Source organism: Actinomadura macrotermitis, assembly GCF_009604375.1.
Classification (GTDB): Bacteria; Actinomycetota; Actinomycetes; order Streptosporangiales; family Streptosporangiaceae; genus Spirillospora; species Spirillospora macrotermitis.
The window spans coordinates 59,784-79,640 of record NZ_WEGH01000001.1 but is presented as its reverse complement, the minus strand read 5'-3'; the positions used below and the strand labels follow the sequence as shown (position 1 = coordinate 79,640).

At 75.4% G+C, this 19,857-nt stretch carries 16 protein-coding genes; 6 read left to right on the top strand and 10 right to left on the bottom strand.

Annotated features, from left to right (window positions below; genetic code table 11):
• Nucleotides 1-49: 49 nt before the first annotated feature.
• Both ACRB68_RS00370 and ACRB68_RS00365 read left to right on the top strand, forming a co-directional pair.
• Entirely contained in the window at nucleotides 50-790 is a 741-nt protein-coding gene (locus tag ACRB68_RS00370; protein ID WP_153530340.1) for a hypothetical protein, read from the top strand.
• Nucleotides 787-2,283, top strand: coding sequence for an NADH-ubiquinone oxidoreductase-F iron-sulfur binding region domain-containing protein (locus ACRB68_RS00365; protein WP_328593558.1), 1,497 nt, complete (start codon nucleotides 787-789; stop codon nucleotides 2,281-2,283). Before ACRB68_RS00370 ends, ACRB68_RS00365 begins: the two co-directional genes overlap by 4 nt.
• Here the strand turns inward: ACRB68_RS00365 and ACRB68_RS00360 are convergent.
• On the bottom strand, nucleotides 2,268-3,737 hold the full coding sequence (locus ACRB68_RS00360; RefSeq protein ID WP_153530339.1) for a serine/threonine-protein kinase: 1,470 nt from the start codon (nucleotides 3,735-3,737) through the stop codon (nucleotides 2,268-2,270). The two genes, ACRB68_RS00365 and ACRB68_RS00360, sit on opposite strands and share 16 nt — an antisense overlap.
• A 176-nt stretch (nucleotides 3,738-3,913) precedes the next feature.
• Between ACRB68_RS00360 and hrpA the strand changes: the two genes are divergently transcribed.
• Nucleotides 3,914-7,870 (top strand): ATP-dependent RNA helicase HrpA, encoded by a 3,957-nt coding sequence (hrpA, locus tag ACRB68_RS00355; protein ID WP_153530338.1) that lies wholly within the window; start codon nucleotides 3,914-3,916, stop codon nucleotides 7,868-7,870.
• Nucleotides 7,871-7,879: 9 nt separating this feature from the next.
• Here the strand turns inward: hrpA and ACRB68_RS00350 are convergent, their stop codons facing one another.
• Both ACRB68_RS00350 and ACRB68_RS00345 read right to left on the bottom strand, forming a co-directional pair.
• The gene (locus ACRB68_RS00350; protein WP_153530337.1) at nucleotides 7,880-9,475 is read right to left on the bottom strand and encodes an ABC transporter permease; all 1,596 of its coding nucleotides are present in this window, start codon (nucleotides 9,473-9,475) and stop codon (nucleotides 7,880-7,882) included.
• Nucleotides 9,472-10,383 (bottom strand): ABC transporter ATP-binding protein, encoded by a 912-nt coding sequence (locus tag ACRB68_RS00345; RefSeq protein WP_153530336.1) that lies wholly within the window; start codon nucleotides 10,381-10,383, stop codon nucleotides 9,472-9,474. The genes ACRB68_RS00350 and ACRB68_RS00345 overlap by 4 nt, the downstream gene beginning before the upstream one ends.
• Before the next feature lie 100 nt (nucleotides 10,384-10,483).
• On the opposite strand from ACRB68_RS00345, the gene ACRB68_RS00340 reads away from it, so the two are divergent.
• Both ACRB68_RS00340 and ACRB68_RS00335 read left to right on the top strand, forming a co-directional pair.
• Nucleotides 10,484-11,005 carry a GbsR/MarR family transcriptional regulator gene (locus ACRB68_RS00340; RefSeq protein ID WP_328593557.1) on the top strand — a complete coding sequence of 174 codons (522 nt, stop codon included), beginning with the start codon at nucleotides 10,484-10,486 and terminating at the stop codon, nucleotides 11,003-11,005.
• Between the two features lie 91 nt (nucleotides 11,006-11,096).
• The gene (locus ACRB68_RS00335; protein WP_153530334.1) at nucleotides 11,097-12,587 is read left to right on the top strand and encodes a coiled-coil domain-containing protein; all 1,491 of its coding nucleotides are present in this window, start codon (nucleotides 11,097-11,099) and stop codon (nucleotides 12,585-12,587) included.
• Between the two features lie 3 nt (nucleotides 12,588-12,590).
• On the opposite strand, the gene ACRB68_RS00330 is transcribed toward ACRB68_RS00335, so the two are convergent.
• The 3 genes from ACRB68_RS00330 to ACRB68_RS00320 all read right to left on the bottom strand — a co-directional run bounded on the left by ACRB68_RS00330 (nucleotide 12,591) and on the right by ACRB68_RS00320 (nucleotide 14,242).
• The gene (locus tag ACRB68_RS00330; protein ID WP_153530333.1) at nucleotides 12,591-12,806 is read right to left on the bottom strand and encodes a hypothetical protein; all 216 of its coding nucleotides are present in this window, start codon (nucleotides 12,804-12,806) and stop codon (nucleotides 12,591-12,593) included.
• Nucleotides 12,807-12,954: 148 nt separating this feature from the next.
• Entirely contained in the window at nucleotides 12,955-13,641 is a 687-nt protein-coding gene (locus ACRB68_RS00325) for a hypothetical protein (protein ID WP_328593556.1), read from the bottom strand.
• Nucleotides 13,642-13,726: 85 nt separating this feature from the next.
• Nucleotides 13,727-14,242 carry a hypothetical protein gene (locus tag ACRB68_RS00320; protein ID WP_153530332.1) on the bottom strand — a complete coding sequence of 172 codons (516 nt, stop codon included), beginning with the start codon at nucleotides 14,240-14,242 and terminating at the stop codon, nucleotides 13,727-13,729.
• Nucleotides 14,243-14,337: 95 nt separating this feature from the next.
• Between ACRB68_RS00320 and ACRB68_RS00315 the strand changes: the two genes are divergently transcribed.
• A complete protein-coding gene (locus tag ACRB68_RS00315; RefSeq protein ID WP_153530331.1) occupies nucleotides 14,338-15,144 on the top strand; it encodes an ABC transporter ATP-binding protein in 807 nt (268 codons plus the stop codon).
• Between the two features lie 2 nt (nucleotides 15,145-15,146).
• On the opposite strand, the gene ACRB68_RS00310 is transcribed toward ACRB68_RS00315, so the two are convergent.
• From ACRB68_RS00310 to ACRB68_RS00295, 4 genes are read right to left on the bottom strand one after another with little or no spacing between them, the layout of a single operon-like run.
• On the bottom strand, nucleotides 15,147-16,466 hold the full coding sequence (locus tag ACRB68_RS00310) for an AAA domain-containing protein (protein WP_153530330.1): 1,320 nt from the start codon (nucleotides 16,464-16,466) through the stop codon (nucleotides 15,147-15,149).
• Complete coding sequence (locus ACRB68_RS00305; RefSeq protein WP_328594055.1) at nucleotides 16,463-17,917, bottom strand: hypothetical protein; 1,455 nt, start codon at nucleotides 17,915-17,917, stop codon at nucleotides 16,463-16,465. The genes ACRB68_RS00310 and ACRB68_RS00305 overlap by 4 nt, the downstream gene beginning before the upstream one ends.
• Nucleotides 17,918-17,919: 2 nt before the next feature.
• A complete protein-coding gene (locus tag ACRB68_RS00300) occupies nucleotides 17,920-19,014 on the bottom strand; it encodes a hypothetical protein (protein ID WP_153530328.1) in 1,095 nt (364 codons plus the stop codon).
• Nucleotides 19,011-19,835 carry a hypothetical protein gene (locus ACRB68_RS00295; RefSeq protein ID WP_153530327.1) on the bottom strand — a complete coding sequence of 275 codons (825 nt, stop codon included), beginning with the start codon at nucleotides 19,833-19,835 and terminating at the stop codon, nucleotides 19,011-19,013. Before ACRB68_RS00295 ends, ACRB68_RS00300 begins: the two co-directional genes overlap by 4 nt.
• Nucleotides 19,836-19,857 lie beyond the last annotated feature (22 nt).

Here is a 19,857-nt window from a genome sequence, read left to right as displayed (position 1 = left end):
TGGCCACAGGGTTCGCGATGGACGATCCGAGAGGCCGGTGCTGACGGGAATGGTGACTCCTGACCGTGAAGACCGCCTCCGGCACGAGCTGACGGCGGGTTTCGGGGTGGGCACCGCCCACCCCCGCCCCGGGCGCCGCCGTGCCCTCCGGCGGCCGCCCCGCCCCGCCGTGATCGCGGGCTGCGTCGCGCTCGCCGCCGCCGGGCTGCTGCTCGGCGTCGCCATCTCGGCCGGCTGGATGATGCCGCCGCTGCACACCGCCGACGCCTTCCTGGACTTCTTCGCGGGCGTGTTCGCGCTGGTCACGCTGTCGGTGGCGGTGATGATCGGGCTGCTGGCCACCGACCGCACGCTGCTGTCGCCCGCGCACCGGGTGCGCGCCCAGCTGGTGCACCGGGTGCTGGCGTTCGTGTCGATCGCGATGCTGCTGGTGCACCTGGCCTGCCAGCTCGGCCACCACCGCATCGGCGTCCTGCAGGCGTTCGTGCCGATGTCGCTCGCCCGGATGATGGACTTCGGGACCGGCACCGCGGCGTCCTACCTGATGGTCCTGGCCGTCGCGACCGGGATGGTGCGCGGCCGCTTCGCCGTCACCGGGCGGCCCTGGCTGTGGCGGGCCCTGCACCTGACCGCCTACGTCGCCTGGCCGCTGGCGATCGTGCACGGGCTGACCGCGGGCCGGCACCCGGCCGCCTGGGTGGTCGCCGGCTACCTGCTCTGCGTGGCGGGCGTGGCGCTCGCGCTGGCCGCCCGCCCGGTGCTGGCGCTGCGGGCGCGGAGGTCCCGGTGACGCCGATCGCGGTCCGGCAGGTCGGCCCGCCCCGGCTCACCCTCGGCATGGAGGGCACCCGGCGGCTGGACTGGGACGAGCACCGGCGGCTGCACCCGGGCCTCGAGCCCTACACCGTCGAGCAGCTCGCCGCGCTCGCCGAGGCCGGGCACCTGCACGGGCGCGGCGGCGCCGCGTTCCCGTTCGCCCGCAAGCTGCGCGCGGTCGCGGCCAGTGCGGTCCGCCGCCGCAAGCGCACCGTCGTGGTGGTCAACGGCACCGAGGGCGAGCCGGGCAGCGCCAAGGACAAGGTGCTGCTCTGCCGCGCCCCGCACCTGGTCCTGGACGGCGCGGCGCTCGCCGCGACCGCGCTCGGCGCCCGCGAGGTGATCATCGGCGTCACCGATCCCGGCGCCGCCGACTCGATGGAGCGGGCGATCGCCGAACGCGGCCTCGGCGCCCGCGCCCGCGTCGCCCGGCTGCCCGAGCGGTTCATCACCGGCGAGGGCGGCGCCCTGGTGCGCGGCATCGACGGCCGCCGCCCGATCCCGCCCGGCCGCAAGGTGCGCGCCGCGACCCGGGGCGTCGGCGGGCTGCCGACGCTGCTGTCCAACGCCGAGACCTACGCCCAGCTCGCGGTGCTCGCCGGGCTCGGCCCCGAGCGCTACGGCAAGGTGGGGCTGCCCGGCGAGCCCGGCACCGTGCTGCTGACGGTGACCGGCTCGGCCCGCTTCCCGGCCGTGGTGGAGACCCCGGCGGGCGCGCCGCTGGCGCACCTGCTCGACCTGTGCGGCAGCCGGGCCGGGGAGGGCGTGCTGGTCGGCGGCTACCACGGCGCCTGGCTGAGCGGCGACGGCGCCACCCGCGCCCAGGTGTCGCGGGCCGGCCTGGCCGCGTTCGGCGCCACCCTCGGCGCCGGGATCATCATGCCGCTCGGCCGCGGCACCTGCCCGCTCGGCGAGTGCGCCCAGGTGGCCCGCTACCTGGCCGCCGAGTCCGCCGGGCAGTGCGGGCCCTGCCGCCTCGGCCTGCCCGACATCGCCGGCGCGCTCGCCGCGCTCGCCGCCGGGCGCGACGGCGCGGGCGCGCTGGAGGTCGTCCAGCGCGCGTCGCGGCTGGTCGCCGGCCGCGGCGCCTGCCACCACCCCGATGGGACGATCCGGTTCGTGCGCTCGTCGCTGGAGGTGTTCGCCGACGACGTGGCGCGGCACGTGTCCGGCGGCGGCTGCGGGCGGCCCGTCCTCGGCGTGCTGCCCGCCGAGACCGAGGCCCAGCTGCGGATGGAGGTCGACTGGAGCCGCTGCGACGGGCACGGCCTGTGCGCCGACGTCCTGCCGAGCCTGATCCGGATGGACGAGTACCACTACCCGGTGCTGCCCGAGGACCCGATCCCGGCCCGCTTGGAGGCCGACGCCCGCCGCGCCGTCGCCGTCTGCCCCGTCCTCGCGCTGCGCCTGGTCCCGCGCGCCCCGCACGACGCCGTCGCGCCCGCCCGGCCTCAGCGCGGCCGGTAGTCCCGCAGATGGCGGCCGACCTCGTCGGCGTAGGCCCGGTACCCGGCCGGGACGCCGCGCGACTGCAGCACCTTCGCCGCCGAGGTCCGGTACACCGCCGCCAGGTTCAGCGCCGGATCGCCGGGCACGTCCCGCACGCCGCGGCCCCAGTAGCACAGGTACCGGCCGAGCGCCGGGATCGACACCTCCGGCGTGATGTCGGCGGGCCGCGGCTCGGGGACGGACGCGCCGCCCGGCTGCCACTGCACGAGGACGCTCGGCGTCCAGCGGGCGATGCCGTACTCGTCCCGGCCCGGGTCCGACAGGTCCGCGTCGAAGCCGCTCTCGGCCTTCAGCATCGCCGCGATCAGCGCCGGGCTGAGGCCGCGCAGCCGGCACCAGGTACCCGCGCGCACGATCAGCCGCCGGTAGCGGGGCGGGATGTCGCGGTCGGTGCGCAGCCAGCGGCCGTTCGGGTCGCCGATCCCGGTGTCGGGATCGCCGGCCGGGCGGATCGCGGTGGAGCGCGCGTCGGCCGCGTGGTCGCCGTCGAACGCCAGCACCGCCCCGCCGCCGCCGAGCGCGGCGGCCGCCATCCCGGCGGCGGTGAGCAGCGCCGCGCGGCCCGGCCGCCGCCCGCGCCGCCGCCGCGGCGGGACCGGCCGGGGGACGGGCAGCGGATCGGTGTCGATCCTGCCGGTGGTGCGCGCCAGCGCCTGCCCGAAGGCCGCCGCGGTGGGCCAGCGGCGGTCCCGGTCGGGCTCCAGCGCGCGCAGCACCACCGCGTCGATCGGCGGCGTGACCGCGGGCTGCAGCAGGCTCGGCGGCCGCCGGGTCTCGCCGGGCGGCTCGCCGGTGAGCAGGTGGTAGGTGAGCGCGCCGAGACCGTAGATGTCGGCGCGGTGGTCCGGCGCCCCGTCGATCATGGCCTGCTCGGGCGCCATGTAGCCGGGCGAGCCGGCCGGCAGGGTGAGGCTGGACAGCCGGTCCCCGCTGCGGGCGATGCCGAGGTCGGAGATCATCACCCGCTCCTCGTCCGCCGCGACGGTGCGGATCAACACGTTGGACGGCTTCAGGTCGCGGTGCACGATGCCCTGCCCGTGCAGCTCCTGCAGCCCCCGGCACACCTCCTGCGCCAGCCGCAGCGCCTCGTTCGGCGGCAGCGGCGCGATCGCCAGCAGGTCCTCCAGCGTGCCCTGGTCGGCGTAGGTCATGACGAAGTAGGGGCGGCCGTCGGCCAGCTCCCCGATGTCGAACACCTGCACCAGCCGGTGCGAGTCGACCCGCCGCAGCAGCCGCGCCTCCTGCACGAACCGCTCGCGCACGTCGGTGTGCTGCGCCCAGTGCTCGGCCAGGATCTTGATCGCCACCGGGGACGCCAGCTCCTCGTCGTGGCCGAGCCACACCGTGGCGAAGGCGCCGGAGCCGAGGAGCCGGTCGATCCGGTAGCGTCCCGCGGCGCTGGGTGTCTCCATGGTGGCCCATAATGAACGATCCACGCGCGCGAGGGCAGGGGCCCGGCGGTGATTGCCACGTGCGGCCACCGGGGCGGCCGGCCCGGAATGGCCGGGCCACGTGCGATGTTGGACGAGTGGTCGCCGGAAAAGCGTTCGCCGCGCCGGGCGCCCGCGACCTATCCTGAACGACGGTTATGAGGACGCCTGTGAGATCGCCGCTCGCCGACCTGCGCGCGCGCCTGCCCGAGCTGATGCCCGTCGACCGGCACCGCCTGCGCCGCCGCATCGACGGGACGCAGAAGATGCGCGACGCCGCCCGCCGCGAGGGCGTCACCGCCCAGCTCGCCGCCGACGTGGCGGCCGCCGAACGGCGGGTCGCCCGCCGGCGCGCCGCCGTGCCCGAGATCACCTACCCCGCCGAGCTGCCGGTCAGCCAGAAGCGCGACGACATCGCGGCCGCCATCCGCGACCACCAGGTGGTGATCGTCGCGGGCGAGACCGGGTCGGGCAAGACCACCCAGCTGCCCAAGATCTGCCTGGAGCTCGGCCGCGGCGTGCTCGGCTCGATCGGGCACACCCAGCCGCGCCGGCTGGCCGCCCGCACCGTCGCCGACCGGATCGCCGAGGAGCTCGGCACCGAGCTCGGCGAGGCGGTCGGCTACAAGGTCCGCTTCACCGACCGGTCCGGCGACGACACCCTGGTCAAGCTGATGACCGACGGCATCCTGCTGGCCGAGATCCAGACCGACCGGCTGCTGCGCCGCTACGACACGCTGATCATCGACGAGGCGCACGAGCGCAGCCTCAACATCGACTTCCTGCTCGGGTACGTCAAGGAGATCCTGCCGCGCCGGCCCGACCTGAAGGTGATCATCACCTCGGCGACGATCGACCCCGAGCGGTTCTCCCGGCACTTCGGCGACGCCCCCATCGTGGAGGTGTCCGGCCGCACCTACCCGGTGGAGGTCCGCTACCGGCCCATCGGCGACGCGGGCGACCCGGGCGCCGACGCCGACCGCGACCAGATCCAGGCGATCATCGACGCGGTGGACGAGCTGGCGCTGGAGGCGCCCGGCGACGTGCTGGTCTTCCTCAGCGGCGAGCGCGAGATCCGCGACACCGCCGACGCGCTGAACAAGCACTTCCAGGGCAAACGCGGCCCGGCGACCGAGGTGCTGCCGCTGTACGCGCGGTTGTCGGCGGCCGAGCAGCACCGGGTGTTCCAGTCGCACCGCGGCCGCCGCATCGTGCTGTCCACCAACGTCGCCGAGACGTCGCTGACCGTCCCCGGCATCAAGTACGTCGTCGACCCCGGCACCGCCCGCATCTCCCGCTACAGCCACCGGCTGAAGGTGCAGCGGCTGCCGATCGAGGCGATCTCGCAGGCGTCGGCCAACCAGCGCAAGGGCCGCTGCGGCCGCGTGTCGGAGGGCATCTGCATCCGGCTGTACTCCGAGGAGGACTTCGAGTCCCGGCCGGAGTTCACCGACCCCGAGATCCTGCGGACCAACCTCGCCTCGGTCATCCTGCAGATGACCGCGCTCGGCCTCGGCGACATCGCCGCGTTCCCCTTCGTGGAGCCGCCGGACCGCCGCAACGTCAAGGCGGGCATGGACCTGCTGCACGAGCTCGGCGCGATCGACCCGCAGGAGCAGGACCCGCGCAAGCGGCTCACCGAGTCCGGCCGCCGCCTCGCCCAGCTGCCCGTCGACCCGCGCCTCGCCCGGATGGTGCTGGAGGCCGACCGCAACGGCTGCGTCCGCGAGGTGCTGGTCATCGCGTCGGCGCTGTCCATCCAGGACCCGCGCGAGCGCCCCGCCGAGCACCAGCAGGCCGCCGACGAGCGGCACCGCCGCTTCGCCGACCCGACCTCGGACTTCCTGGCCTACCTGAACCTGTGGAACTACCTGCGCGACCAGCAGAAGGAGCTGTCGGGCAGCCAGTTCCGCCGCATGTGCAAGAACGAGTTCCTGCACTACCTGCGCATCCGCGAGTGGCAGGACCTGCACGGGCAGCTCAAGCAGGTCGCCAAGTCCCTCGGCGTCACCCTCAACGACGTCCCCGCCCCGCCCGAGCGCATCCACGTCTCCGTGCTGGCCGGGTTGCTGTCGCACATCGGCCTGATGGACATCGAGAAGAAGGACGAAGGAGACAAGCGCCGGGGAGGCAAGGAGTACATCGGCGCCCGCAACGCCAAGTTCGCCGTCTTCCCCGGCTCCGCGCTGTTCAAGAAGCCGCCGCGCTGGATCATGTCGGCCGAGCTGGTCGAGACGTCGCGGCTGTGGGCCCGCGTCAACGCCAAGATCGAGCCGGAGTGGATCGAGCCGCTGGCCGGGCACCTGGTCAAGCGCACCTACAGCGAGCCGCACTGGTCCAAGAAGCAGGCCGCCGTCATGGCCTACGAGAAGGTCACCCTGTACGGGGTGCCGATCGTGGCGCAGCGGCCGGTCAACTACGGCCGCATCGATCCTGAACTGTCGCGCGAGCTGTTCATCAGGCACGCCCTCGTCGAGGGCGACTGGGAGACCCACCACAAGTTCTTCAAGGAGAACCGGGCGCTGCTGGACGAGGTCGAGGAGCTGGAGCACCGCGCCCGGCGCCGCGACATCCTCGTCGACGACGAGACCCTGTTCGACTTCTACAACGAGCGCGTCCCCGAGGACGTGGTGTCGGGCCGGCACTTCGACGCCTGGTGGAAGAAGGCCCGCCACACCGAGCCGGACCGGCTGAGCTTCGAGAAGTCGATGCTCATGAACCGGGCCGCCGGCGAGGTCCGCGAGGCCGACTACCCCGACGCCTGGCAGCAGGGCCCGCTCCGGCTGCGCCTCACCTACCAGTTCGAGCCGGGCGCCGACGCCGACGGCGTCACCGTGCACATCCCGGTCCAGGTGCTGAACCAGGTGAAGCCGGACGGCTTCGAGTGGCAGGTGCCGGGCCTGCGCGCCGAGCTGGTCACCGAGCTGATCCGCTCGCTGCCCAAGCAGCTGCGGGTCAACTTCGTGCCCGCGCCCGACTACGCCCGCCGGGTGCTGGAGCGCGTCGCGCCGCGCACCGAGCCGCTGCTGGACGCGCTGGAGCGGGAGCTGACCGCGATGACCGGCGTGCCGATCGCGCGGGAGGCCTGGGACCTGTCGCGGCTCGGCCCGCACCTGCGGATGACGTTCCGCATCGTCGACGAGCGCCGCAGGACCGTCGCCGAGGGCACCGACCTGGACGCGCTGAAACGCGAACTCGCCCCGAAGGTCCGCGGCACCCTCGCCAAGGCCGCGTCCGCCGAGGGCGTGGAGAAGGCCGGGCTGCGCGCGTGGACGATCGGCGAGCTGCCGCGCACCTACGAGCGCCGGCAGGCCGGGTACCAGGTCAAGGCCTATCCGGCGCTCACCGACGAGGGCGACAGCGTCGCAGTGCGCATGTACGAGACCGAGGCGGAGCAGCGCCGCGCCATGTGGCGCGGGACGCGGCGGCTGATCCTGCTGAACGCGCCGTCCCCGGTGAAGCTGGTCCAGGGGCGGCTGACCAACCAGGGCAAGCTCGCGCTCAGCCACAACCCGCACGGGTCGGTCGCCGCGTTGTTCGAGGACTGCGTGACGGCCGCCGCCGACGGGCTGATCGCCGAGGCCGGCGGGCCGGCCTGGGACCAGGCCGCCTTCACCCGCCTGTACGACCACGTCCGGGCCGGGCTGCACGACGCGACGGCGGAGATCGTGGCGCAGGTCGAGCGGATCCTGGCGGCCTCGCACGAGCTGGACCGCCGGCTGCGCGGCACCACCAGCCTCACCCTGGTGTCCGCGCTCACCGACATCCGGCGGCAGCAGGGCGAGCTGGTCCACGCCGGGTTCGTCACCGCGACGGGCCGGGGGCGCCTGCCCGACGTGCTGCGCTACCTCAAGGCGCTGCAGGCCCGGCTGGACAAGCTGCCGGAGAACCCCGGCCGGGACCGGCAGCTGAGCCACCAGGTCGAGGTCCTCCAGCAGGAGTACGAGCAGACGCTGCGGCGGCTGCCGCCGGCCCGCCGGGGCGACGAGCCCGTCCGGCAGATCCGGTGGATGCTGGAGGAACTGCGCGTCAGCCTGTTCGCCCAGCAGCTCGGCACCCGCTATCCGGTCTCCGACAAGCGCATCCGCAAGGCCATGGCCCAGCTCACCCCCTGAGCCGCCGGCTCAGGGGGCGAGGTCGCGGCGGCGGAAGGCGTAGAGGCCGGCCGCCGTCAGCGCCGCCGCGACGAGCAGCAGCCACAGCAGCGGGGCCGCGGACGCCTGCCCGCCCGGCAGATGCGGGACGTGCGTGAACGGCGACACGTCCCGGACGGCCTGGGGCAGCCCGAACAGCGTCCCGAACTCGCCGAGCAGCAGGAACGCCGCCAGCGCGGCCCAGCCGAGCGCGGTCAGCCGCGGCAGCAGGCCGAACAGGGCGGTGACGATGCCGGTGACCACCCACACGGCCGGGATCTGCGCGAGCGCGGCGCCGAGCACCCGGCCGACCTGGTGCGCGTCGCCGGCCTGCCCGGCGTACCCGAGGCCGGCGCCGAGCCCGGCGGCGGCCATCAGCAGCGCGGTGCCGGCGAGGGCGACGGTGAGGTGCGCGGCGACCCAGCGGACCCGGCCGGCGGCGGTGGCCAGCACCATCTCGGCCCGCTGCGCGGTCTCCTCACCTCGCGGCCGCAACGCGGACTGGATGCCGAAGACCGACGCGCCGAGCGCGAGGAAGGCGACCTCGGTGGCGAGGAAGGCGTCGGTGAGCGCCCTCTGGCCGCCGAGCTTGGTGATGAACTCCCGTGCCTGGTCGCTGTCCACCATGTCGCCGACGTTGCCCGCGATGCCGCCGACCAGCAGCCCCACCACCAGGAACGCCAGCGTCCAGGCCAGCACGGCGGTCCGCTGCAGCCGCCAGGCGAGCGTGACCGGACCGCGCAGCGCGGCCGACGCCGTCGCCGGGCCGGGGCGGTCCGGCAGCAGGCCCGCGCCGAGGTCGCGGCGCGCGACGAGGGCGTAGGCGGCGGCGGTCACGGCGGCGGTGAACGCCAGCGTGATCAGCGCCGCCCACCAGCGGTCCCCGGCGTAGGGGCGGGTCTGCTGGCTCCAGCCGATCGGGGAGAGCCACGACAGCCGGCGGGCGCCGTCCGAGGAATCGCCGACCGCGCGCAGCAGGTAGGCCGCGCCGAGCACCGCCGAGGACAGCCCGATCGCGCTGCGGGCGCTCTCGGTGAGCTGCGCGACCACCGCGGCGAGCGCGCCGAAGGCCAGGCCGGCCGTGGCCCAGGCGAGGCCCGCGACGAGCGAGCCGGCCACCGGCAGCCCGGCGCCCGCCAGGCCGAGCGCGGCGAGCGCGCCGAGCGCCAGGTCGGCGCCCGCCGTCACCAGCAGCGCCGCGGTGAGCGGGGCGCGGCGGCCGATCGCGGTGGCGCCGACCAGCTCCAGCCGCCCGGTCTCCTCGTCGCCGCGGGTGTGCCGGACCATGATCAGGATCGACATGATCGCGGCCGCGACCGCGCCGAACACGGTCATCTTCAGCAGCGACACCGCGCCGAGGGAGCCGGGGTCGTAGACGCGGCCGTACAGGGCGACCAGGGACGGGGTGCCGTTGTTGGCCGTGGCGAGTTCCACCCGGGACGCCGTGGTGGGGTAGAGGCCGGCGGTCGCCGAGGCCGACGAGGAGGCCATCAGCACGACGATCGCGATCCAGGAGGGCAGCATGACGCGGTCCCGGCGCAGCGCGAGCCGCACCAGGGTTCCCGTGCCGGTGAACGCGGCGGTCATCGCTCGACCTTTCCGGCGCCCGCGAGGTCGCCCTCGTAGTGCCGCAGGAACAGCTGCTCCAGTGTGGGTGGCCGGCTGACCAGGCCGCGCACGCCGATCTCGGTGAGCCGGCGTAGCACCGCGTCCAGGTCGGCGTTGTCCACCTCCAGTTCGACCTTGGTGCCGGTCACCCGGACGTCGTGCACGCCCGGCAGCGCCTGGAGGCCGTCCGGCGGCGCCGCCAGCTCGGCCTCGATCGAGGTGCGGGCGAGGTGCCGCAGGCCGGCCAGGGTGCCGCTCTCGACCGTGCGGCCCTTGCGGATGATGGTGACGCGGTCGCAGAGGGCCTCGACCTCGCTGAGGATGTGGCTGGACAGCAGCACGGTGCGGCCGCCGCGCCGCTCCTCGCGGACGCAGTCCTGGAAGACCTCCTCCATCAGCGGGTCCAGGCCGGAGGTGGGCTCGTCCAGGATCAGCAGCTCGGCGTCGGAGGCGAAGGCGGCGACGAGGGCGACCTTCTGCCGGTTGCCCTTGGAGTAGGCGCGGCCCTTCTTGCGCGGGTCGAGCTCGAAGCGCTCCAGCAGCTCGTCCCGGCGGCGCGGGACCAGGCCGCCGCGCAGCCGGCCGAGCAGGTCGATGACCTGGCCGCCGGTCAGGTTGGGCCAGAGGGTGACGTCGCCGGGGACGTAGGCGAGGCGGCGGTGCAGGGCGGTGGCGTCGCGCCAGGGGTCGCCGCCGAGCAGCTCGGCCGAGCCGCCGTCGGCCCGCAGCAGGCCGAGCAGGACGCGGATCGTGGTGGACTTCCCGGCCCCGTTCGGGCCGAGGAAGCCGTGCACCTCCCCGGTGGAGACGGTGAGATCGAGGCCGTCGAGCGCGCGGGTGCGGCCGAAGTCCTTGACCAGGCCGGACACGCTGAGTGCCGTGTTCATGATTCAGAAGGTACAGTAATTTCACGAATGTGTGAAGAAACTGAATCGATTGAAGGTTGGATATACTGCGGCCACCGCACGACCAGGGGAGATGATGCGCGTGACGGAGCCGTCCACCACCGGGCCGGCCACGTCGGGCCCGGACCGGGAGGCCGTCCAGCGCTTCGTGGAGCGCTTCGCGCTCCAGATGACCGACGCGGGATGGCAGCGGATGCCCGCGCGCGTCTTCGCCGCCCTCATGGCCGCCGACTCCGGCGCGCTGACCGCGGCCGAGCTCGCCGAGGTGCTGCAGGTCAGCCCGGCGGCCATCTCGGGCGCGGTGCGGAACCTGACGCAGTTGCACATGGTGGTCCGCGAGCGCGAGCCCGGCACCCGGCGCGACGTCTTCCGGGTCCGCGACGACGTCTGGCAGGACGTGATCGTCGGCCGCGACCGGACGGTCCGGGTGCTGGAGAACAGCCTGCTGGAGGGGGCGCGGGCGGTCGGCCCGGACACCCCGGCGGGCCGCCGGCTGGCCGAGTCGGCGGAGTTCTTCGCCTTCATGGAGCGCGAGCTGCTGGCGATGACCGAGCGCTGGTACGAGTACAGAGCGTCACTGCGCGCTGGTCACAGGGGGAAATGACCCCGGTTCGGAACACGGACCGTGAAGAGAGGCGCCTCGTCAGGCCCCCAAATCACTGCAGTCCCAGCTACCAGCCCGTAAAGTGCATCCCATGCCGAACAGCGATGAGCGCGACAATAACGGCCTCCGGGAGAGGGCCGGGACCCCCGGAACGCCGGTTCCCGAGGGCAGGCGCGGCGACGCCGCGGTGGCCCGCGTCGGGGACCCCGTCACGGTCTGGCCGTGCGCCAACTGCGGGCGCCCGGTGCCGCAGGCCCGCGGGGCCGTCCGCGCCATCCGCTACTGCCAGGACAACGACGGCGCCTGCGCCCGCGAGGCGCGCGAGCGCCGCGAGCGCGGCCGCGAGGCGCCCGGCCTCACCGGCCAGGTCGCCGCCACCTGGGACATGGTGGAGCGGCTGGAGAAGGCCGCCGACCTGCTCGCCGACTCCCTCACCGCCGAGCTCAGCGTGGCCGGCGTGGAGCGCCGGGTCGCCGAGGTGCGCGCCGAGGCCGCCCGCGAGCTCGCCGTCGCGCAGAGCGAGCGCGACGCCTCCCAGCGGCAGGCCGAGGAGGCCCGACACGAGGCCGCCTCCGCCCGCCAGCGCGCGGACGCCGCCGAGAAGGAGACCGCCCGGGCCCGCGAGGAGGCCAAACTCGCCACCGCCAAGCGCGACGCCGCGCAGCAGGCGTGGGAGGAGGCCCACCAGATCGCCCAGCAGGCCATGGCCGCCAAGCTGGCCGCCGAGAGCGAGCGCGAGCGCATCGCCGCCCGCGAGACCGAGCTGCTGGCCGCGCTGGAGGGCGCCCGCGCCGAGCTGGTCACCCTGCACGCCCGGGTCGCCGAGACCGAGGGCGCGGTGGAGTCCCACCGCGTCGAGGCGGCGGTCGCCCGCCAGGGCGCCGAGGACCTGCGCAACGCCATGCGCGACACCGAGGCGCAGCGGCAGCGCGCCATGCAGGCCGCCAGCAAGGCCGAGGCCGAGCGCACCGCCGCGCAGCGCGCCCGCGCCGAGGCCGAGGCCGAGGCGGCGCGGGCCGTCACCCGGGCCGAGGACGCGGTCCGCGACCGCGACGCCGCCCTGGCCCAGGCCAAGGCCGCCGCCGGCGAGCGCGACGACCTGTCGGCCAAGCTCGCCGACCAGGTCGTCCAGCTGCGCCAGCTGACGCAGTCGGTGGCCGAGCAGCAGGCCGCGCTGACCGCGCTCGCCGAGGAGCGCGACGCCGCGCGCGCCGAGGCCGACCGGGCCCGCCGCCAGGTCGACCAGTTCACCCACAGCACGCTGTCGTCGGGCCTGCCGCCCGGCGGGCGGATGCCCGGCTCGGGCGCGCCCCCGATGGGGCAGACGCCGGCGCCGACCGCCGCGCCGCCCGTCATGCCGCTGCCGGCGCCGACGCCGGCCCCGCCCGGGCAGTCGCCGCCGCAGGGCCTGCCCTCCCTCGGCCTGCCCCCCCTCGGGGACCGGCCGCTCGGCGGGCAGCCCCTCGGCGTGCCGCCGTCGCCCACCGGCGGCCACGCCCTGCCGGGCGGCGACCGGCCGGTCGACGGCGGGCGCGTCAACGGCGCCGGTGACCGCGAGGACCCGCTGTTCACCGGGCCCTGAGCGTCACCGGTACCTGGCGATCATGAAGATCGCCGCCACCGAGGCGATGACGATCAGGTAGGCGTGGAACCGTTCCCGGTTCGCCGCCTGCCTCAGGCCGTCGACCCGCCTGCGTCCGGTGCGCACATCGAACAGGGCGCGGCGGGCGCGCTCCCACGACATGCCCATGTACGCCGCGAGCCCGGCCACGCAGAGCACGAGGAACCCGTTGCCGCTCATCTGACCCGACCTCCGTTGGTCACGGGTACTCAGATTCAACGCGACGTTACCGATCCATATGATGTCGGGCGACACATTTACCGCCACTCGGCGGTGACCGGCAGGGGCGTCCGCCGCCCGGCGGCGCCCGGCGGCCCCGCGGGCGCGCCTACCCGAACAGGGCCGGGTCGACCTCGATCCAGATCTGCTCGGCCCGGCCGAGGAGCCGCCCGTCCGCCCCGTACAGCGCGGTCGCGGCGTGCATCTTGCGGCCCTCGCGGCTGCGCGCCAGCCCCATCACCACGCAGTCCTCGCCCGCCTCGGGCAGGCCGAGCACCTGCGCGGTCATCGTGCCGAGCACGGCGGTGCGGTCCGACAGGTCGAACGACCAGGCGCCCGGGCAGTCCAGCGCCGCCCAGACCAGCTCGGGCCCGGGCTCGGCGGCGGGCGTCCACGGCGCGGCGACGGTGCCCTCGCCGACCGGGCCGGGGGCGATCCGCAGCCCGTCGCCGGGCTCGCGCTCGGGGCCGCACACGAAGCAGCGCGGGAAGGGGTGCCGCCCGCCCGGCGGGAAGCCGCACGACGCCGCCAGCGCCGCCGCGTGCGCGACGGGCGGGACCGGCGGCACCACGATCGCGCCCGCGAGCGCCTCGGCGACCAGGTCCTCGCCGTCCCACAGCCACGCGCCGAGCCAGCGGTCGTCGGCGGGGGAGACGCGCAGGTCGCTCTCCAGCGGCGGCGGCTTGCGCAGCGACACCGTCACGGTGTCGGCGTCGACGTGCGCGGCCAGCAGCCCGGCCACGTAACCGCCGTTGCCCGAGCCGTCCGGGCCGTGGAACCGCGTCTTGATGATCACTTGAATCCCCCGAGGACACACCGTACCGAAAACCGGACCGATCTTAGTGAGCCGCTCGGACGGTCCGGGGACCGGCGGGGGTGATTCAGATCGCGCGCGAGGGCTGCGGGCGTCCGGGCCGGGTGGTGAAGAAGACCGACAGCGACCCGCGCAGCCGGGCGCGCACGGTCTCCTCGTCGACCGGGCCGCCGGCGGGCACCGGGGTGAGTTCCAGCGCGCGGTCGATCAGCAGGTCGATGTTGCGGTCGGCCACCAGGACCGAGCAGGTGTCGCAGCTCAGCCACGGATAGAGCATGTTCAGCACGGCCACCGCGGTGTCGTCGTCCGACAGCCGGCTGGTGTCGAGCTCGACCTCGAAGATGTCGGTGTCCTCGGGGTCCAGGGTCGGCGGGTAGAGCCACCCCGGTTCGGCCGCCCCGCAGAAGTCGCACCGGGCGGCCGGCGGCGCGGGGGTGCCGACCGCGAGCTCCAGCTGGTGGTCCCAGGGTTCGACCCGCCGGTTGTGGCGGTAGCCGACCCCGTCCAGCGAGCCCTCGCGGTTGTGGGTCACGTCATGCACTTCGCCGTCGCAGCGGGCGCACATGAAGCCGATGTCCTCCATGTCCCTCCCCTGATCGCTGAGGCACCGGCTCTCACAGTATCCGGCCGCGTGCCTCTTTGCTCCGGGAGCCTCGGCGCGAGCGCTAACGTCGGCTCATGTCCCCCTTCACTTCGCCCCATGATGTCGTGCTAAACACTGACAAAGTCGACCTGGTGCGGGACGGCCGGTTGCTGCTCGACCAGGTCAGCCTGACCGTCCTCGCCGGCGAGCACTGGGCGCTGCTCGGCGCCAACGGCGCCGGGAAGTCGACCCTACTCGGCATCCTCGGCGCCTACACGCACCCGACCCGGGGCACCGCCGAGATCCTCGGCCACCGGCTCGGCCGGGTGAACGTGGCGGACCTGCGGGCGCGCATCGGCCACGTCAACCCGCGGCACCCGCTGGAGTCGGCGCGCACCGTCCGGGAGGTCGTGCTCACCGGCGCGACCGGCACCATCGAGCTCGTGCCGCGCTGGACGCCGGACGAGGCCGAGCTGCGCCGCGCGGACGAGCTGATCGGGCTGATGGGGCTGTCCCGGCGCGCCGGGGCGCGCTGGCCGGACCTGTCGCAGGGCGAGCGCGGCCGGGCGCTGATCGCCCGCGCGCTGATGCCCGAACCGCGCCTGCTGCTGCTCGACGAGCCCGCCACCGGCCTGGACGTCGCCGCCCGCGAGCGGCTGCTGGCGAGCCTGGACGGGCTGCGCCGCAGCCGCCCGGACCTCGCCAGCGTGCTGGTCACCCACCACCTGGAGGAGCTGCCCGCCAGCACCGGCCACGCGCTGCTGCTCCGCGACGGCCGGGTGCTGGCGTCGGGGCGCGCCCAGGACGTGCTCACCACCGAGCTGATCAGCGAGTGCTTCGAGCACCCCATCACCATCTCCCGCAACCACGGCCGCTGGGCCGCGACCGCCGGGACCGCCTGACGTCAGGATCCGGCGGCGACGCGGTGCGCGGCCAGATGCGCCAGCACCGACTGGTTGGCCTCCCAGCCGTCGGGGAACTTCACCGGCACGCCGAGCCGGACCGGCTCGGTCGAGGGGTGGGCGTCCAGCAGCTCGGGGATCCCGGCGCGCGCCACCATCACGCAGGCGTGCCGGTGCCGCGAGGCCAGCACGCAGAGCCGCCCGGCCTCCAGATGGAACGCGGTCGCGTCGCGGCGCCCCGACAGCGGGTGCAGCACGACGGTGACGTCGTACTCGCGGCCCTGCAGCCGGTTGGCGGTGTCGACGGTGATCCCCGCGCCGTCCGGGCCGAGCGCGTCGCGGATCGCGGCGACCTGGTCGCGGTGCGCCGCGCCGACCGCGATCCGGCCGGGCCCGACCGGCGCCGCCCCGCCCTCGGCGTGCGCGACCGGGCCGCGCTGCAGCAGCCGCACCGCCAGGTCCGCGGTCGCCTGGACGGCCTCGGCGTCGGTGCGCAGGGTGTGCCGGGCGGGCAGCTCGTACAGGGCCCAGCCGGACGCCGCCGCCTCGTCCAGCGCCCGGTCGTGCGCGGTGCCCATGCCCCGCGCGCCGAACTCCAGCCGCCGGTCGCCGGGCCCGGTGCCCGCCCGGAACCCGGTGAAGGGGTAGAACGCCCGCGACACCACCGGCGCGGCCGAGGCGGGCAGCCGCCACGACACCGGCAGCCGGTGCACCGGCAGATCGGGGTTGTGCGCGAGCAGCACCGACACCGCGCTGCGCATCGGGTCCCACGACAGGCCCGCCCAGCGCTCCACCTCGACGGTGGAGAACGGGTCGAGCTGGCCCGGGTCACCCACGAACAGCGCCCGCTCGAACCGGCCCGCGATGCGCAGCAGCATGTCCGAGCGCATCTGGTACGCCTCGTCGACGATCGCCCACGGCCACGACCCCTCCGACAGCGTCGCCCACTTGGCCGCCGTCGCGATCACCACGGGCCGTTCGGCGACGTCGTCGGCCTTCTGCGCCACCTTCACCGACGGCGCCGCCAGCACCCGCTCCGACGGGACGTACCCCGACGCCGACAGCCGCCCGACCTCGATATCGGGATGCTTGGCGGCGATCCGCTCGATGAGGTCGTCGACCTGCTCGTTGGTCTGCGCCACGATCATCATGCGCTCGCCCGCGGCGGCCAGGTGCGCGGTCGCCCGCACCACCAGGGTGGACTTGCCGGCCCCCGGGGGCGAGTCGACGATCACGCCGCGGTGGTCGCGGGCCAGGTCGGCCAGCACCGCGTCCACGACCCGGCCCGCGGCCTCGGCGGGCGGCAGCGCGTCCAGGGTCATGACCACTCCTCCTGCGCGTCCTCGTCGGCCGGGACGTACTCGGGCGGCGGGCCGCCGTGCGTCCACGGCGTGCTCTCGCGGTCGGGGAACCGGGCCGGGCCGAACGACCCGCCGGTCAGCGAGGTGAACACCACCCGATCGCCGAGTTCGGGCACGGAGCCGGGGGCGGGGGTGAGCCGGTTGCCCATGCCGCCGGTCAGCTCCACCGTGACCCCGTCCGGGCCGATGTCGACGATCTTGCCTTTGAGGCCGGGGCGGGCGGCGTTGCAGACGGCCGTCCCGGTGTCCAGCCGCACCGGGTCGGCGGTGGCGATCAGCAGATGCGGGCGCAGTTTGGGGCGTTTGCCGGACTCGTCCAGCCGGGCCGGGTCGCCGCCGGCGACCACGCCGCCGAACGCCTGCCCGTTCAGCCGGTGCTCGGCCATGATCAACGGGTCGTCGAAGGCCCGCTGCGCCTCGTAGGCGTCCTGCGCGCGCTCCAGGTCGTGCAGCCGCCGCGCCGCCCGGACGGCGGTGTCGCGGCGCGGCTGCGGCACGCCCTCGTCGAAGTTGCGGTGGAACCAGGTGAAACCGTCGCGGTCGCGCTCCCAGCGCTTGGCCACGCTCGCACCCTCGGGCAGCGCACGCAGCAGGTCCACCGCCCGCCACATCAGATCCCAGGTCGGGGCGAGCTGGCCCTCCAGCGCGGTGCGGACGCGCTGCTCGTGTCCGGTCTCGTCATAGGAGGCGATCGCCGGGGCGAGCACCTCGTTGTCGAACGTCGGGTCCGTCGCGGGCCCGGCGGGCGGGCAGACCACGGGGTCCTCGGCGCGGGCGGCAGCCGCCGCGCCGTCCAGGCCGTCCGGCGGATCGATCCAGCCCATCAGCGCGGCCAGATTGCCGTCCTCCAGCGAGCTCTGGCCCGTGGCCCAGTGCAGCCGCAGCGCCTCGGTCACCGTCAGCAGCAGCGACGACCCGGGGTGATCGTGCCGGTCGGCGAACCAGGTCAGCCAGCGGCCGAGCGCCGGCACACCGGGCTCCACCGCGTAGGGGCCCTCGGTGCTGCGGAACCGGGTGGAGCGCCCGAGCCGCGCCAGGAACCCCACCCCGCCCGGATTGGGCAGCAGGATCTGCGGGGCGTCGGTGTACCGGAAACGCTCCTCGCCGTCCTTACCCGGCGCCAGCGCCTCGGCGGCGCCCCGGCTCGCCTCGATGTGCTCCAGCACGATCTTGGCGAGGTCCGCCGCGAACGCGAACCGCAGGTCCCGGTTGCGCGGCTGCGGCACGACCAGCAACGCGGGCTCGGCCCGGTCCCGGCCGAGCATGACCGCCAGCGGCGCCGCCGCCTCGCCCGCCAGCTTCAGCGGGATCATCACCAGCGGCGCCCCGGCCAGATGGCAGTGCCGGACGGTCGCCACGGGCTGCGCCCGCCCCGTCGCCGCCGCCTCCAGCCGCGCCAGCGAGGACAGCACGCTCAATGGAGACCGCCCAGGGCCTCGCGGCGCAGCCGGGTGGCGGTGCGCAGCTGGGCGGCGGTCTCGGCCAGCTCCGCGGCCGGTTCCAGCGTGCCCTCGGCCAGCGCGAGCGCCATCGCGATCGAGTCGACCCCGCCGAGGTCGTCGCGCACCGACCGGCCGAGCGCGCCGGTCGCCCCGCACGCCCGCGCCTCGTCCCGGCAGAAGAACGCCATCTCGCAGCTGGCCATGCACTCGGGCGCGTAGCGCGCCTGCACCGCCCGCACCGACTCCGGCAGCGCCGCGCCGGGCGCGAACGTCAGGTCCGCGGGCAGCGCCGCGACGATCTCGTCGACCCGGGTGAGCCGGGCCAGCTGCCGCTCCACCACCGCCAGCTGCGGGCGGACGTCCACCGGCGTCGCCGTCGGCCGGTTGGTGAAGTTCTCCGGGCAGACCAGGAACACCTCGTGCGCCACCCGCGCCGGGTCGTGCCCGAGCTCGGCGACCAGCCGGCGCAGCGCCAGCACGTACACCGCCGACTGCCGCGCGGCGGCGGCGACCTGCTCGGGCTCGGCCTGCCCGTCGATCACCGCGAACGACTTGATCTCCACGACGTGGAAGCGGCCGGCGAGCTGGAAGGCGATGACGTCCGGCTCCAGGTAGACGGCCCGCCCGCCGATCTCCAGCCGCAGCAGCGGATGGTCGAACAGGGTGCCCTCGCCCGTCTCCAGGGCACGCGCGAGCAGCCGCCGGGTGCGGGCGTGCCGCATCTCGCGGCTCTCGCTGCCCGCGACCTCCTCCAGGTCGTCGTAGCGGGCCTCGGGGACGGTGAGGCCGAGCCGGTCGCGCAGCAGCGTGAGCAGCTCGGCGCAGCCGTCGGCCTTCACCTGCTGCTCGAACACGTTCCCGCGGGTGATGGCGAACTGGGACTGGCCGTAGGGCGCGGGGAAGCCCAGCTGCCGCGCCACCGCGTCCTTGTCGACCCCGGCGGCGTCCATCACGCCGCGCCGGGCGCAGCCGGGGTTGGCGGTGAGCGCCGCGATCGTGCGGGCGTCGTGGTTGCGCGGGGGAGCGCCGCCGCGCAGCCGGTCCAGGTCCGGCGCGGTCTCGGTCATCGGTCTTCTCCGTCGGTGGGGCGTGGCCGGTGGGACTCGCCGGACGCGGCGCGCAGCGACCGCAGCCGGCTGCCGAACAGCCGCTCGGCCTCGCCGAGCCCGGCCGCGGCGCGGGCGGCCGCCGCGGCCCGCTCGCGCCGGTCGGCGTCGCGGTGGACGGCCAGCTCGGCCCGCGCGGCCCCGGCGAGGGCCACCGGGTCGACTGTACCGATCGCACCACCGGACGCGTCCGGAATGTTGGCCGCGAAACGCCACAGCAGCCGCTGCACGTCCGGTGTGTCACGCCGGACGTGCCCGGCCACGTTGATCGCGGCCGCCAGGAAGTCGGCGCGCGCGCTGAGCCGCCCGACGACCCGGCGCTCCAGCGACCAAGTGCTGATGGTGAGCAGACCGCGCGCGGGGGCGAGCAGGTCGGCGGTGAGCGCGGCGCACAGGTAGTAGGGGCGGGCGTGGGGCGCGCTGCGGAACGAGCGCTCCTCGTCGCGGCGCAGGTTGGCCAGGGAGGCGGCGGGCTCGGCGGGGAAGAACGCCGCGTGCACCGACGCGACGAGCTTGGGCGCGGCGGGGACGCCGAGCAGCGTCAGCGCCCGGTGCGCCTGGTCGCGCGCCGGCGGCCGGACGCGCCCGTGCGAGGGCCCGTGTGAGGGCCCGTGTGAAGGCTCGTCGGCTCCGAGCACCGCCTCGTCCCAGGCGCGCTCGGCCTCGCGCAGCCCGGCCCGCAGCCGCCGGGCGGCGGCGCGGTCGCCGGCCGCCATCGCACGGCGGACCGCGGCCCGCAGCTCGCCGATGCGGGCCTCCAGCTCGTCGGGGCCCGAGGACATGGCGAGGAGGCTAGCGCAGCCG

Excerpts from the sequence above, each read along its gene's own strand:
- ACRB68_RS00330 (WP_153530333.1), bottom strand. The coding sequence starts at position 12,806 with ATGAGCGGCAACGGGTTCCTCGTGCTCTGCGTGGCCGGGCTCGCGGCG.
- hrpA (WP_153530338.1), top strand. The coding sequence starts at position 3,914 with ATGAGGACGCCTGTGAGATCGCCGCTCGCCGACCTGCGCGCGCGCCTG.
- ACRB68_RS00310 (WP_153530330.1), bottom strand. The coding sequence starts at position 16,466 with ATGACCCTGGACGCGCTGCCGCCCGCCGAGGCCGCGGGCCGGGTCGTG.
- ACRB68_RS00320 (WP_153530332.1), bottom strand. The coding sequence starts at position 14,242 with ATGGAGGACATCGGCTTCATGTGCGCCCGCTGCGACGGCGAAGTGCAT.
- ACRB68_RS00370 (WP_153530340.1), top strand. The coding sequence starts at position 50 with ATGGTGACTCCTGACCGTGAAGACCGCCTCCGGCACGAGCTGACGGCG.
- ACRB68_RS00295 (WP_153530327.1), bottom strand. The coding sequence starts at position 19,835 with ATGTCCTCGGGCCCCGACGAGCTGGAGGCCCGCATCGGCGAGCTGCGG.
- ACRB68_RS00350 (WP_153530337.1), bottom strand. The coding sequence starts at position 9,475 with ATGACCGCCGCGTTCACCGGCACGGGAACCCTGGTGCGGCTCGCGCTG.
- ACRB68_RS00360 (WP_153530339.1), bottom strand. The coding sequence starts at position 3,737 with ATGGAGACACCCAGCGCCGCGGGACGCTACCGGATCGACCGGCTCCTC.
- ACRB68_RS00345 (WP_153530336.1), bottom strand. The coding sequence starts at position 10,383 with ATGAACACGGCACTCAGCGTGTCCGGCCTGGTCAAGGACTTCGGCCGC.
- ACRB68_RS00335 (WP_153530334.1), top strand. The coding sequence starts at position 11,097 with ATGCCGAACAGCGATGAGCGCGACAATAACGGCCTCCGGGAGAGGGCC.
- ACRB68_RS00300 (WP_153530328.1), bottom strand. The coding sequence starts at position 19,014 with ATGACCGAGACCGCGCCGGACCTGGACCGGCTGCGCGGCGGCGCTCCC.
- ACRB68_RS00315 (WP_153530331.1), top strand. The coding sequence starts at position 14,338 with ATGTCCCCCTTCACTTCGCCCCATGATGTCGTGCTAAACACTGACAAA.